The organism is Janthinobacterium sp. P210005 (assembly GCF_036231865.1).
GTDB lineage: Bacteria > Pseudomonadota > Gammaproteobacteria > Burkholderiales > Burkholderiaceae_D > Janthinobacterium > Janthinobacterium kumbetense.
In genome coordinates this window covers 25,811-39,289 of the sequence record NZ_JAZARC010000006.1, presented here as the reverse complement: position 1 = coordinate 39,289, position 13,479 = coordinate 25,811, and the positions used below count along the sequence as shown (strand labels likewise).

Genomic DNA, 13,479 nt, shown 5'->3' with positions numbered 1-13,479 from the left:
ATGAACACGACCACCCGCAACGCCCTGGGCGCCAGCTGCGCCCTCGCTCTCGCCTGCTCGGCCCTGGCCGGCTGCGCCAAGCCGACGGCGGCAGCCACGCCTGTCGCCCAATCGATGCATCAGGACGACGGCAGCATCGCCGTCGACAAGATGTCGCCGCTGCGCCAGCGCCTGCAGATCGCCGCCGTACTGGAACAGAACATCGCCACGCAGACGGAGGCGCCGGGCAGCATCGAGGCCATGCCGGAGAAGCTGGTGAAGATCACGCCGCCCCTGGCCGGGCGCATCACGCGCTTGCAGCGCGCCCTGGGCGACAGCGTGAAGGCGGGCGATCCGCTGTTCACGCTGGACTCGGCGGAACTGAGCGCCGCCTACGCGGACGACAGCAAAGCCAGGTCCGCCCTGCTGCAGGCACGCCAGGAACTGGAACGCCAGAAAACCCTGTTCGAGGCGGAAATCGCCGCGCGCAAGGAGTACGAAGCGGCGCAGGCCAGTTTTGCGCAAGCCGGCAGCGACGCCCAGGCCAGCGCCGACAAGCTGGCGCAGTACGGAGCAGGAGCGCGCGGGTCGCGCCGCGACTATGTGCTGCGTTCGCCGATCGCCGGCACCGTGATCGCCATGGAAGGCGCCCAGGGCGGCTACTGGAACGATATCAACGCGCCCGTCATGACGGTGGCCGACCTGTCCACCGTCTGGCTGTCGGCCAACGTGGCCGAAAGGGACCTGGCGCAGGTCGCCGTGGGACAAACGACCAGCATCACCGTCGACGCCTGGCCCGGCAAGGCTTTCGAAGGCAAGGTCGCGTATGTGGGCGCCGTGCTCGACCCCGAGACGCGCACGGTGAAGGTGCGCGTGGCCATCGACAACCGCAGCGGCGCCTTCAAGCCCGGCATGTTCGCCCACGCGGGGTTCGCCGGCGCCAGCCGCCGCGCCCTCCTCGTGCCCGCGTCCGCCCTGCTGCAAAGCGGGCCCTCGACGCGCGTGATGGTCGAACGCAGCGCGCTGGTGTTCTCGCCGCGCGCGGTGGAAGTGGGCGCCAGCCATGGCGACCAGGTGGAAATCGTCTCCGGCCTGAAAGCGGGCGAACGCATCGTCGTCAAGGAAGGAGTGCTGCTCAATGATTGACCGTTTCATCGCCACCTGCTGCCAGCGGCGCGGCATCGTCTGGCTGGTGCTGCTGTTCGTCGCCGCCTATGGCGTCTACTGCTGGAAGCAGCTGCCCATCGAAGCGTATCCCGACATCGCCGACGTCACCTCGCAAATCGTCACGCAGGTGCCGGGCCTGGGCGCCGAGGAAATCGAGCAGCAGATCACCATTCCGCTCGAACGCGCGCTGCTCGGCACGCCCGGCATGCACGTGCTGCGCACGCGCAGTCTGTTCGCCCTGTCGCTGATCACGGTGGTGTTCGAGGATGGCAGCGACGGCTACTTCACGCGCGAGCGGCTGCAGGAACGCCTCGCCAGCGTCAACCTGCCGTATGACGCCAAGCCGGGACTCGATCCCTATACCTCGCCCACGGGCGAAATCTACCGCTACACCTTGGAATCGAAAAGCCGCAGCCTGCGCGAACTGTCCGAGCTGCAGTTCTGGACCGTGATCCCGCGCCTGCAGCAGGTGCGCGGCGTGGCCGATGTGAGCAATTTCGGCGGTTTGACGACGCAATTCATGCTGGAACTCGACCCCGCAAAACTCGACAGCTACGGCTTCTCGCTGGCGCAGGTCAAGGACGCCATCAACGCCAACAACATCAGCGGCGGCGGCAGCGTCATCGACCGCGGCCAGCAATCGTACGTGGTGCGCGGCGTGGGCTTGCTGCATTCGCTCGATGACATGGGCAACGTCGTCGTCAGCAGCAAGGATGGCGTGCCTGTGCTGGTGAAGGACCTGGGCAAGCTCGCCTACGGCAACGTGGAGCGGCGCGGCATCCTGGGCAAGGACGACAATCCCGACACTATCGAAGGCATCACCCTGCTGCTGAAGGACTTCAATCCGTCCGAAGCGCTGGCCGGCATCCATGCTGCCGTGGATGACTTGAATGCCAATGTGCTGCCGAAGGATGTGAAAGTGGTGCCCTACCTGGACCGCAGCTCGCTGATCGACGCCACCCTGCACACGGTCAGTTACACCCTGGGCGAAGGCATGCTGCTCGTCGCCCTCGTGCTGCTGCTGTATCTGGGCAGCCCGCGCGCGGCCGCCATCGTCGCGCTGACGATTCCGCTGGCCCTGCTGATCGCCTTCATCTTCATGCACCATTTTAAAATTCCCGCCAACCTGCTGTCGCTGGGGGCGATCGACTTCGGCATCCTCGTCGACGGTTCCGTGGTGGTGCTGGAAAACATGCTGCGCCGCCGCGAACGGGAACAGGAACGGCCTCTCACCCTGCAGGACGCCATCGATGCGACCCTGCAGGTGGCACGTCCCATCATGTTCGGCATGGCCGTCATCATCGCCGCTTATTTACCCCTGTTCGCCTTCCAGCGCATCGAATACAAGCTGTTCTCGCCGATGGCGTATGCGGTGGGCGCGGCGCTGGTGGGCGCGCTGGTGGTGGCGCTGGTGCTGATCCCGGGCCTGGCCTGGCTGGCCTTGCGCAAGCCGCGCCGCACCTTCCATAACCGCGCGCTGGACAAGCTGGCGGGCGCGTACGGGCGTTTCCTCGAACGCATGGTGGGCAGGAAGCGCTGGGTGGCGATGGTGTGCGCCACCTCGCTGGCGTGCCTGGCGCTGCTGGGCGGCAGCATCGGGCGCGACTTCCTGCCCTACCTCGATGAAGGCTCCTTGTGGTTGCAGGTGCAGATGCCGCCCGGGATCACCCTGGACAAGGCATCCGAGATGGCCAGCGAACTGCGGCGCGCCGCGCTGGAATTTCCCGAAGTATCGACCATCGTCACGCAGACGGGGCGCAACGACGACGGCACCGATTACTGGACGCCGTCGCACATCGAAGCGAGCGTGGGCCTGCATCCATACAAGAGCTGGAAGTCGGGCATGAGCAAGCAGCAGCTGATCGCCAAAATGAACGCGCGCTTCGCCAGCATGCCCGGCGTCACGGTGGCTTTCATGCAGCCGATGATAGACGGCGTGCAAGATAAATTGTCGGGCGCGCACAGCGACCTGACGGTGAAAATCTTCGGCAATGACCTCGACGAGGTACGCGGCATCGCCGGCAAGGTGGCAAATGTCCTGAAGACTATCCCTGGCGCCTCCGACGTGGCGGTGGACGTGGAGCCGCCGCTGCCCAACCTGAAGGTGGAACTGGACAGGGCAAAGGCGGCCCGCTACGGCATCAACGCGGCCGACGTGGCCGACCTGATTGCCACCGGCATCGGCGGTGCGCCCATCGGCCAGGTGTACGTGGGCGAGAAAAGCTACGACATCGCCGTGCGCTTCCCGCCGGCCACGCGTTCCAGCCCGGACGCCATCGCCAACTTGAAGCTCAACGCCGCCAACGGCGCGAGGATTCCGCTGGCGCAGGTGGCCACCATCAGCACCACCTCGGGCGAAAGCGTGATCGTGCGCGAAATGGGACGGCGCCACATCATCGTGCGCCTGAATGCCCGCGGGCGCGACCTGGCGAGCTTCCTGGCCGAAGCGCGCCCGCTGGTGGCGCAAGCCGTGGCAGATGAACACCAGCGCATCAGCGTCGAATGGGGCGGCCAGTTCGAAAACCTGCAACGCGCGCAAAGCCGTCTGGCGCTGATCCTGCCGATGACCCTGGGCGCCATGTTCCTGCTGCTGTTTGGCCAGTTCCGCAACCTGCGCCAGCCCGCGCTGGTCTTGCTGGCCGTGCCGCTGGCCATGCTCGGTGGCCTGGCCGCGCTGCACCTGCGCGGCATGACCTTGAACGTGTCGAGCGCCGTCGGCTTCATCGCCCTGTTCGGCGTGGCCGTCCTGAATGCCGTCCTGATGCTGGCGCAGATCAACCGCTTGCGCAGCGACGAGGGGAAAAGCTTGCGCGAGGCCGTGCTGGAAGGCGCGCGCGACCGCATGCGTCCCGTACTGATGACGGCCACGGTGGCCGCCCTGGGCCTGACGCCGGCCATGCTGGCGACGGGCCTGGGCAGCGACGTGCAACGCCCGCTGGCCACCGTGGTGGTGGGCGGCCTGGTGACGGCGACCGCGCTCACCCTGCTGCTGTTGCCGGCCCTGTATTACCTGATCGAGGCGCACCTGCAAAAACGCCGGACCGACACCGAAGGAGAGACCCATGACACGTTTTAATGTACTGCTGGCGGCCTGGCTGATTGCTCCATGCGCCATTGCCGCACCCTTGAGCTTTGAAACCTATCTGTCCGCCGTGGAAAGCCACAGCCTGGAATTGCAGGCGCAGCAGGAAGGCATCACCTCGGCCAAGGCCGGCATCGGCATCGCCGGCCTGCGTCCCGATCCCGAGTTTACCCTGGGCGCCACGCGCGAAACCGTGCGCAGCGTCGAACACCGTCCCGTCACGTGGAATCCGGCCATCAGCATGGCCATCGAGACGGGCGGCAAGCGCGCCGCGCGCCTGAAGGCGGCGCACAGCAATGTCGCGCTGGCAGAGGAGACGGTGGCCGGTTTCAGGAGCGAGCTGTATGGCACGGCCGCCGCCGCGTTCACGGAAGCGTGCCGCACGCGCGAGGTCCTCGCGCGCAAGGAACAGACCATGGCGGCCCTGTCGAAGGTAGTCGAGGCGAATACCGTGCGGCGCAAGGCGGGCGACGTGGGCGGCATCGAGCTGCTGCAGTCGCGCGTGGAACGTGACCAGTTCCAGGCCGACCTGGCGCAGGCGCGCAGCGAGGCCGATAGCGCGATGCTGGCCCTGTCGCCGCCGCTGGGGCGCCAGTTCGATGGTCTGTTTCCGCAGGCGCAACTGGCGTGCGACTTCGCCGCGTACGAGGGCGGCGACGCCGGCGTGCTGGTGCCGCAGGCGCTCGAGGCCCGCAACGACGTGCGCATCGCCCGCGCCACGCTGGACAACCTGCGCGACGGTGCGGCGCTGGTGCGCGCCAACCGCGCCGTCGACCCGACCGTGACCGTAGGCCTGGCCGCCGCGCGCGGCTACCATGACAGCATCGACGCCAGCGGCAATCCCGTCGATGGCGCGCCCCGCTCCCGTGCGCTGTCCATCTCGCTGGCCATCCCGATTCCCCTGTCGCGGCGCGACAAGGGCGACGTGGTGCAGGCCGAAGCGGGGGTCACGCAAGCGATGCTGGCCCTGCGCCAGGCGGAGCTGACGGCGGAGACGCAAGTGCGCACGGCGCAGCGACAGCTGCATGCGGCGCAGGACAGGCTGGCGCGCTACCGCGACGGCGTGCTGGTCGATGCGCAAAAGGTGGTCGACGGCGTGCGCCTGTCTTACTTCAGCGGCAATGCCTCGCTGCTGGAATGGCTGGCGGCGCAGCGCTCGGCCGACGAAGCGTACCAGGGCTATGTGCAGGCGCGCGCCGATGCGGCCATGGCCAGCACGCAGCTGCAACTGGCGCTTGGCCAGCGGCCGCACTTGTAGCGGGGGAAGGGGAAACGAGGAGATACCGGCGCGGCGATGCCGCACCGGTCGTCAGGAACGGGGAGTTACTGGGGCTGGGCGGGTGCGTCGCCCTCGGCGGCCGGATCTGCATCGACGTCGGCGTCGTCCGCTTCCGGCTCATCGCCTTCGCCGCCGTCGGCCGGCTTCGGATTGTTCTTCGCTTCCAGCTTGCGTCTGGCTTTTTCCTCGGCTTTCTTCTTCTTTTCCAGCTCTTTTTGCCGTTTTTCGTATTGGAAATTTGTCTTGGCCATTTACTACCTCTTTAGTTTTTTATTGTTACAGATAAGCACATAGGGCACATTATGACGCAGTTGGAGCAAATACAAAATTTTTAGCCGCGCGGATGATGCTGCGCATGCAGCAGTTTCAGCCGTTCGCGGGCCACATGCGTGTAAATCTGCGTGGTGGAAATATCGGAGTGCCCCAGTAACAATTGCACAACACGCAAGTCCGCGCCATGGTTGAGCAAATGCGTGGCGAACGCATGGCGCAAGGTATGCGGCGACAGCGGTGCCGTGATGCCGGCGCTCAGCGCGTGTTTCTTGATGATGACCCAGAACATTTGCCGCGTCATGGCGCCGCCGCGCCGCGTGACGAACAGCGCATCGTCCATCTGCCCATCGAGGATGACGCCGCGCGCTTCCTTCAGGTAGCGCTCAATCCACAGCCGCGCCTGCTCGCCGAACGGCACCAGGCGCGTCTTGCTGCCCTTGCCCGTGATGCGCAGCACGCCATCGTTCAGGCTCAGTTCCACCGATTTCAAGTCCACCAGCTCCGACACGCGCAAGCCGCTCGCATACATGAGCTCCAGCATGGTGCGCTCGCGCAGGCCCAGCGGCGTGCTGACGTCGGGCGCCGCCAGCAAGGCTTCCACTTGCGCTTCGCTCAAGGTGTGCACGAAGCGCGCCGGCTGCTTGGCCGAGACCATCTTCAGGCACGGATCGGCCGCGATATGCTTGTGCCGCAAGGCCAGCTGGTAAAAGCGCTTGAGCACGGACAAGCGCCGGTTCGACGACGTCGCCTTGCTCTCGTCGTGGCGGGCCGCGAAATACGCGTCGATATCAGCCGTGGATACTTCGTACAGGCCCTCGCGCCCGGGCCGGTTCACTTCCAGCCAGCGCGCGAACAGACGCATGTCGCGCCGGTAGGCGTCCAGCGAGTTCTTCGACAGGCCGTCCTCCAGCCACAGGCTGTCGCAAAATTCATCGATCAGGGTAGTGTTGTCGGGCGCCAGCAGGCTGTTCATCATCGTTTGGACCATCCCATGCCCTCGACACCTTCATGCGCCAGCAGCCAGCGCTTGACGCCCAGGTGGAAGCCTGTCGCATCGTCGTGGTGGGCAAAGCCGCCCAGGCCGCCCGCGGCCGTGACCCGGTGGCAGGGGATCACCACGGGAAACCAGTTGGCGCCGCAAGCCTGGCCCACGGCGCGCGGGGCCGAGCCGATCAGGCGCGCCACATCGCCATACGTGCGCACCTGGCCGCGCGGAATGCCGGCAATCGCCGCCCATACGCGCTGCTGGTAGGCGCTGCCCGCGTCTGCCAGCGGCAGGTCGAAGACATAATCGGGATCAAGGAAATAACGCGCCAGTTGCTGGCACGCCCGCTCGGAGACGGCATCCTGCGCGTCTTTTTCCGCGAAGTGCGGCGGCAAATACACCAGTTCGCATAACTGGCCATCCTGCGCGCGCACGCCCATGGCGCCGAACGGCGCGGCCACGATGGCGCTGAACAGTTCACTGCCCTGTTGTTTTTTCATCTGCTGATCATTGTTCAAGTGTGGCATATATACAACCTGCCGGCGCATCTGGCTGCGCCCCGGTGATTATGCACCGACTTTGGGCGTGCCGGCGGACGTTTCCCCCGCACGAAAAAAAAGCGCACCAGACGGTGCGCTTCAAATATTGCTTCACGTTCCCGGTCGTTTGGGTCCGCCGGTGCCGGCTTGTGGCCGCAGACAGCTATGACTCAACAACTTCTGTGAAACGTGTGTCTCCTCAATATATCCCCGGTATCAATACCGTTTTTATAGACCACTCCCCCACTAACCTTGTTACCAATTCTGTCTTTCAGCCTTGCTACCAGGGCGCATATGCATATACGTGTTTCCCCTTAAGGCTGCCCATCATAGCGCATTTATTCGGCCGGATCGACTTTTTTTGCACCATGACGGGGACAACTGTTTTAGTTGTAAATTAAATTTGGCAACCACAGCGAGATTTGTGGTACGTAGGTAATCAGCACGAGGAAGCCCAGCATCGTCAGCAGCCACGGCATCACGGCCACGGTCAGCTCCGAGATGCCCATCTTGGTGATGCCGGACGCCACGTACAGGTTCAGGCCCACGGGCGGATGGCACATGCCCACTTCCATGTTGACCACGATCAAGATGCCGAAGTGCACAGGGTCGATGCCCAGCTTCATGGCCACGGGGAACAGAATCGGCGCCATGATCAGCACGATGGACGACGGTTCCATGACGTTACCAGCCAACAACAGCAGCACGTTGACCACCAACAAGAAGCTGATCACGCCCAGGCCCTTGCCCGTAATCCATTCAGCCATCGCTTGCGGGATGTTTTCGCTGGTCATCAGGAACGAGAACAGCACGGCATTCGTGATGATGTACAACAGCATCGCCGACATGGCGGCCGAATCGAGCAAGACCTTGCCCACTTGCTTGATCTTCAAGTCCTTGTAGACGAAGACGGCGATGATGAAGGCGTACACGGCGGCCATGGCGGCCGCTTCCGTCGGCGTGAAGGCGCCCGAATAGATGCCGCCCATGACGATGACGATCAGCAACAAGCCCCAGGCGCTTTTCTTGAACGTCACGAAGCGCTCGCCCCAGCTGGCCTTCTGCATGCGCGGATAATTGTGCTTGCGCGCCAAGAACCACGTGGTCAGGCCCAGCAGCATGGCCAGCATCATGCCGGGAATCACACCCGCCATGAACAGTTTGCCAACGGACGTGTTGGTGCTGACGGAATACATCACCATCACGATCGATGGCGGTATCAAGATGCCCAGGGCGCCCGAGGTGGTGATGACGCCGGCGCCGAAACCGCGCGGATAGCCCTGCTTGACCATGGCCGGCAGGATGATGGAACCGATCGCCACGACGGTGGCGGGGCTGGAACCGGAGACGGCGGCAAACAGCGCGCACGCCATCACGCCGGCCAGCGCCAGGCCGCCATGCCAGTGGCCCACCATGGAGCTGGCGAAGTTGATCATGCGCCGCGCCACCCCGCCATGCGTGAGGAAGTTGCCCGCCAAAATGAAGAACGGGATGGCCATGATTTCGAATTTTTCGATGCCCGTGAAAATCTTCAGGGCCACCGATTCGATGGGCACGCTGGTCATGGTAAACAGGAACGTCAGTACCGTCAGGCCCAGCGAAATGGAAATGGGCATGCCGGTCAGCATCAGCGCCAGCAGCAATACAAAGATGATCAGCGCGTTCATGCCTTGGCTCCTTTTTCTTCAGCCGTCAATTCGTCTTCCAGCCCCTCGACATGCGAATGGTCGTGTTTCGGCAAGGCGCCCGTCTTGATGAAATGCACCATCACCTGCAGGAAGCGGAAGCACATCAGGTAGGAACCCAGCGGGACGGCCAGGTAAACCAGCCACATCGGCACTTCCATGTCGGCCGACGTCTGGTCCGTGTGGCCGATCGACCACACGAAGCTGGCGCCCAGGGTGCCCACGATGCCCGTAAACAGGGCGCCGGCCCCCAGGCCGAAGACGATGAAACGGTCGCGCCAGCGGGGATTCATGCGGTTGATCAAGACGTCGACGCCCACGTGGATGCCCGTGCGCACGCCGTACGCGGCGCCGAACTTGGCCATCCAGACGAACATGTAGATGCACAGTTCCTGGGCCCAGCTGGTATTGATTTGAATCAGGAAGTCTTGCACGACCGGTATCGGCAAGCCGGCCAGATAGCGGTGCACGACCGCGACGAAGATGATGAAGGTGGCCGCGCCCATCAGGGTCGCGATCAGCCACTCTTCCAGGTGATCCAGAAATTTCATGGTGGACTTTCAAAGAATGCGGGTACACGCACTCCCGCGCAGGACGCGCAGGAGTCGTTCCAACGGACTGGCAGGGTGCCCTGCCTGCCGCGCCAGGCGGCGCGGCGCGGCGCGCTACAGCCTGCGGCTTACTTCGCGCTTTCCTTGTTGATGGCCGAGATCAGATCTTTGCCGATGCGCGCTTCCATGGCCTTCTGCACGGGCGCCAGCGCCTTGCGCCACTCGGCCTGCTCCTGCACCGTCAGGGTATAGATCTGCGTCCTGCCCGCCTTCTTGATGGCGTCGAGGGCCTGGTCATTGTCGCGCTGGGCGATGGCTTTTTCAAACGTGGTCGCCTCGCGCATGGCTTTTTCCAGCTGGCCGCGGATTTCGGGCGGCAAGCCATCCCAGAATTTCTTGTTGACGATGACGGCATAGCCCAGGTAACCGTGGTTCGACACGGTCACGTGCTTTTGCACTTCATGCATCTTTTGCGTGTACATATTCGATGGCGGATTTTCCGTACCGTCGACCACGCCCGTCTGCAGCGCCTGATACACTTCCGAGAAGGCCAGCACCTGCGGGTTGGCGCCTAGCGCGCGCATCTGCGCGTCGAGCACCTTGGACGACTGGATGCGCATTTTCAGGCCCTTGAAATCGGCCGGCGTATGCAGCGGCTTGTTGGCCGACATCACCTTGAAGCCGTTATCCCAGTAGGCCAGGCCCGTGATACCCTTGGGTTCCAGTTTCTTCAGCAGGCTCTTGCCGATTTCGCCTTCGGTGACGTTGTACAGCGCCGTCTTGGTGGGGAAGATGTAGGGCAGGTCGAACGCTTCGAATTCCTTTACGCCCAGGGGGCCGAACTTGGCCAGCGACGGCGCCAGCATCTGCACGGCGCCCAGCTGCAGGGCTTCGAGTTCTTCCTTGTCCTTGTACAGCTGGCTGTTCGGGTAGAGTTCGACCTTGACCTTGCCATTCGTGGCTTTTTCGGCCAACTGCTTGAAGCGCTCGGCGGCCTGGCCTTTCGGCGTATCGGTGGCCACGACGTGGCTGAATTTGATGACGATGGGCGCTTGCGCGTAGGCGTGGACGCCGGCGGTGGCGCCGATGGCGGCGCACAGCGCGACGAACAGGGTTTTCATTGGCGGCAGTTGCATTTTTGTCTCCTGAGTGGTTTTTTAAAAAACTTTATTTTTTGTCTACTTGGATATTGTGCCAAAGAAACTACTCCGGCTATTGTGGTTAACCACAATAGCCGGCTCCCGATAAGCCGCTACCCTGCCAGCCATGCCGACTTCCCCCACCTTTGCGCGCCGCTTCAAGCTATCGAGCCCGATGCGCTGGCTGCTGCCCGTCATCCTGCTGCTGCTGTTCCTGTCCATCCTGTTCTGGCTGCCCTGGCAGGCGCGCCAAATGGAAAGCAACGAGCGCCAGGAGCAGCTGATCGCCGACACACTGTGGGTGGAGCAAACCATCCGCTTCCAGCTGGCGCGCAACGAGGAAAGCCTGTTCAACCTGGGCGTGGACATCGCCAGCGCCTCGCTGGGCGCAGAAAAAGTGCACGAACGGCTGCAGCAGATGTTGCGCAATGGCCGCGAATTGCAGCGCGTGCTGTGGCTCGACACCAGCGGCAAGGTGCTGGCGACCAGCGACAACAGCCTGCCGCATGCGTTGTCGTTTTCGCCAGCCTCGCTGACGGCGGCCGACAATGCGCGCCGCCTGCACCGGGGCCAATATGCCCAGCCTTCGCAGCAAAGCGGCTTTCCCGACGCGCCGCCGGGCGCCATGCTGATGGATTACCACCAGCCCCTGTTCGACGGCCAGCGCTATGTCGGCAGCCTGGTGGCCACCTACCAGATCAGCAGCCTGCTCGATGAAATGGTGCCGTGGTGGTTCGCCCAGGACAACCAGATTTCGCTGATCGACCGCGACGACAAGGTGCTGGCGCGGCGCGCCGCCGCCGGGCCTGGCCACGGCGTGTACACGCACAAGCGCGCGCTCGACGTGCCCGGCGCCACCATCACCCTGTTTACCGACAGCGTGAAAAGCCAGCCCAAGCTGCTGCCCAATCTGCTGGTCGGCTCCGTCATCGCCCTGTCGCTGGGGCTGCTGTGGAGCTTGCTGGCCCTGTGGCGGCACATCTCGCGCCGCCTGGTGGCCGAAGGCGCGCTGCGCCAGCAGATGCTGTTTCGCACGGCGATGGAAAACTCGCTGGTGACGGGCATGCGCGCACGCGACCTGGAAGGCCGCGTCACGTACGTCAATCCCGCGTTCTGCCAGATCGTCGGCTATCCGCCCGAGGAAATCCTGGGGCGTCTGCCGCCCATGCCCTACTGGGTGCCCGAGGCGCTGGAGGAATACCAGCAGCGCTTCGTCAAGGCCCTGGCTGGCAATCCCACGCCGCAGTTCGAAACCTATTTCCAGCGGCCCGACGGCACGCGCGTGGCCGTGCTGATCTTCGAAGCGCCGCTGGTGGACAAGAACGGCCAGCAGACGGGCTGGATGGGGTCCGTGCTCGACATCTCGGACCGCAAGCGGGTCGAGGAATTGAATCGCCAGCAGCAGGAAAAACTGCAAACGAGCTCGCGCCTGGCCACCATGGGCGAGCTGGCGTCGATGCTGGCGCATGAATTAAATCAGCCGCTGGCGGCCATTTCCAGCTACACGACGGGCGCGCTGAACCTGATCCGCCGCGCCATCGAGCATGACGCCCCCGTCGATCCGGGCACCCTGAAGCCGGCGCTGGAACAGGCCAGCGCGCAGGCGCAGCGGGCCGGCCAGATCATCCGCAGCGTGCACGATTTCGTGCGCAAGAGCGAGCCGCAACGCCAGGATATCGCCATCCGCACCCTGATCGACGGCATCCGCGCGCTGATCGACCTGCAGGCGCGCAAATACTATGTCACCATCCAGGAAGAACTGCCGCCGGACCTGCCGCTGCTGCGCGCCGATCCCGTGATGATCGAGCAAGTGCTGCTGAACCTGACGCGCAACGCCATCGAGGCCATGCAGGATGCGGCGCCGGGACGGCGTATCATGCGTCTGCGGGCCAGCCACGATGCGCAGCAAGGCATGGTGACAGTGGACGTGATCGACCATGGCCACGGCATCCCGCAGGACGTGGCCGAACGGCTGTTTTCGCCGTTTTTCTCGACCAAGTCCGAAGGCATGGGTATGGGCCTGAACATCTGCCGCACCGCCATCGAATTTCACGGCGGCGCGCTGACCTTCGGCGCCAACCCCGCTGGCGGTACGATCTTTACATTCAGCGTGCCGGCCGCGCCGCGCGCGCCGCACTCGCCTTAACGAATAACGCATAACGACAATCCGGAGACACCATGCTGCACATCATTGACGACGAAGAGGTCGTACGCGACTCCCTGTCCTGGCTGGCCGCCTCGCGCAGCATTGAGGCGCGCAACTACGCCAGCGCCCAGCAATTTCTCGATAGCCTGGACGGCAGCTTCGACGCCGCCGGCGACTGCGTGCTGCTCGACGTGCGCATGCCCGACATGAACGGCATCGCCCTGTTCGACCAGCTGGTCAAGCGCGACCTGACGGCGCGCCTGCCCGTGATTTTCCTCACCGGTCACGGCGACGTGCCGATGGCCGTCGACAGCCTGAAACGGGGCGCCTTCGATTTCTTTGAAAAGCCGTTCAACGACAACGACCTGATGGATCGCGTGCAGCAGGGACTGGCCAACTCGCGCCAGGCGGGCGAACTGGCCGCCGTGCACGCGCGCCTGGCCACCCTGTCGACGCGCGAACGCGAAGTGCTGGACCTGATTTTGGCGGGGAAGATGAACAAGGTGGTGGCCGACAAACTGGGCATCAGCATGCGCACCGTGGAAGTCCACCGCGCGCATATCTTCGACAAGATGCAGGTCAAGACGGCGGTGGAGCTTGCGGGGTTGTTGAAGTAGACTGAAATCCGGGGTCAGACCCCGGATCGAGGTTTCA

The 13,479-nt window shown here is 64.1% G+C and carries 11 protein-coding genes; 5 read left to right on the top strand and 6 right to left on the bottom strand.

The window, feature by feature from the left end; genetic code table 11:
• The 3 genes from VPH40_RS22115 to VPH40_RS22105 are packed head-to-tail and all read left to right on the top strand — an operon-like array spanning position 1 to position 5,486.
• Complete coding sequence (locus tag VPH40_RS22115; protein ID WP_328574514.1) at positions 1-1,125, top strand: efflux RND transporter periplasmic adaptor subunit; 1,125 nt, start codon at positions 1-3, stop codon at positions 1,123-1,125.
• The gene (locus VPH40_RS22110; protein WP_328574513.1) at positions 1,118-4,222 is read left to right on the top strand and encodes an efflux RND transporter permease subunit; all 3,105 of its coding nucleotides are present in this window, start codon (positions 1,118-1,120) and stop codon (positions 4,220-4,222) included. The genes VPH40_RS22115 and VPH40_RS22110 overlap by 8 nt, the downstream gene beginning before the upstream one ends.
• The gene (locus VPH40_RS22105; RefSeq protein ID WP_328574512.1) at positions 4,209-5,486 is read left to right on the top strand and encodes a TolC family protein; all 1,278 of its coding nucleotides are present in this window, start codon (positions 4,209-4,211) and stop codon (positions 5,484-5,486) included. Before VPH40_RS22110 ends, VPH40_RS22105 begins: the two co-directional genes overlap by 14 nt.
• Positions 5,487-5,551: 65 nt before the next feature.
• Here the strand turns inward: VPH40_RS22105 and VPH40_RS22100 are convergent, their stop codons facing one another.
• The 6 genes from VPH40_RS22100 to VPH40_RS22075 all read right to left on the bottom strand — a co-directional run bounded on the left by VPH40_RS22100 (position 5,552) and on the right by VPH40_RS22075 (position 10,661).
• Positions 5,552-5,758 carry a hypothetical protein gene (locus VPH40_RS22100; protein ID WP_070257461.1) on the bottom strand — a complete coding sequence of 69 codons (207 nt, stop codon included), beginning with the start codon at positions 5,756-5,758 and terminating at the stop codon, positions 5,552-5,554.
• 80 nt (positions 5,759-5,838) lie between these two features.
• A complete protein-coding gene (gene xerD, locus VPH40_RS22095) occupies positions 5,839-6,756 on the bottom strand; it encodes a site-specific tyrosine recombinase XerD (protein WP_251351763.1) in 918 nt (305 codons plus the stop codon).
• Positions 6,753-7,265, bottom strand: coding sequence for a methylated-DNA--[protein]-cysteine S-methyltransferase (locus tag VPH40_RS22090; RefSeq protein ID WP_099668372.1), 513 nt, complete (start codon positions 7,263-7,265; stop codon positions 6,753-6,755). The genes xerD and VPH40_RS22090 overlap by 4 nt, the downstream gene beginning before the upstream one ends.
• Positions 7,266-7,690: 425 nt before the next feature.
• Positions 7,691-8,971 carry a TRAP transporter large permease gene (locus VPH40_RS22085; RefSeq protein ID WP_099666605.1) on the bottom strand — a complete coding sequence of 427 codons (1,281 nt, stop codon included), beginning with the start codon at positions 8,969-8,971 and terminating at the stop codon, positions 7,691-7,693.
• The gene (locus VPH40_RS22080; RefSeq protein WP_251351765.1) at positions 8,968-9,540 is read right to left on the bottom strand and encodes a TRAP transporter small permease; all 573 of its coding nucleotides are present in this window, start codon (positions 9,538-9,540) and stop codon (positions 8,968-8,970) included. The genes VPH40_RS22085 and VPH40_RS22080 overlap by 4 nt, the downstream gene beginning before the upstream one ends.
• 128 nt (positions 9,541-9,668) lie before the next feature.
• Entirely contained in the window at positions 9,669-10,661 is a 993-nt protein-coding gene (locus VPH40_RS22075; RefSeq protein WP_251351784.1) for a TRAP transporter substrate-binding protein, read from the bottom strand.
• A 145-nt stretch (positions 10,662-10,806) separates the two neighbouring features.
• On the opposite strand from VPH40_RS22075, the gene VPH40_RS22070 reads away from it, so the two are divergent.
• Both VPH40_RS22070 and VPH40_RS22065 read left to right on the top strand, forming a co-directional pair.
• Entirely contained in the window at positions 10,807-12,825 is a 2,019-nt protein-coding gene (locus tag VPH40_RS22070) for a sensor histidine kinase (RefSeq protein ID WP_251351766.1), read from the top strand.
• Positions 12,826-12,857: 32 nt separating this feature from the next.
• A complete protein-coding gene (locus tag VPH40_RS22065; protein WP_034780029.1) occupies positions 12,858-13,442 on the top strand; it encodes a response regulator transcription factor in 585 nt (194 codons plus the stop codon).
• Positions 13,443-13,479 lie beyond the last annotated feature (37 nt).

Bases quoted from the DNA above. Each gene is read 5' to 3' on its own strand.
- VPH40_RS22075 (WP_251351784.1), bottom strand. From the start codon at position 10,661: ATGAAAACCCTGTTCGTCGCGCTGTGCGCCGCCATCGGCGCCACCGCC.
- VPH40_RS22110 (WP_328574513.1), top strand. From the start codon at position 1,118: ATGATTGACCGTTTCATCGCCACCTGCTGCCAGCGGCGCGGCATCGTC.
- VPH40_RS22085 (WP_099666605.1), bottom strand. From the start codon at position 8,971: ATGAACGCGCTGATCATCTTTGTATTGCTGCTGGCGCTGATGCTGACC.
- VPH40_RS22065 (WP_034780029.1), top strand. From the start codon at position 12,858: ATGCTGCACATCATTGACGACGAAGAGGTCGTACGCGACTCCCTGTCC.
- VPH40_RS22090 (WP_099668372.1), bottom strand. From the start codon at position 7,265: ATGAAAAAACAACAGGGCAGTGAACTGTTCAGCGCCATCGTGGCCGCG.
- VPH40_RS22105 (WP_328574512.1), top strand. From the start codon at position 4,209: ATGACACGTTTTAATGTACTGCTGGCGGCCTGGCTGATTGCTCCATGC.
- VPH40_RS22070 (WP_251351766.1), top strand. From the start codon at position 10,807: ATGCCGACTTCCCCCACCTTTGCGCGCCGCTTCAAGCTATCGAGCCCG.
- VPH40_RS22080 (WP_251351765.1), bottom strand. From the start codon at position 9,540: ATGAAATTTCTGGATCACCTGGAAGAGTGGCTGATCGCGACCCTGATG.
- xerD (WP_251351763.1), bottom strand. From the start codon at position 6,756: ATGATGAACAGCCTGCTGGCGCCCGACAACACTACCCTGATCGATGAA.
- VPH40_RS22100 (WP_070257461.1), bottom strand. From the start codon at position 5,758: ATGGCCAAGACAAATTTCCAATACGAAAAACGGCAAAAAGAGCTGGAA.
- VPH40_RS22115 (WP_328574514.1), top strand. From the start codon at position 1: ATGAACACGACCACCCGCAACGCCCTGGGCGCCAGCTGCGCCCTCGCT.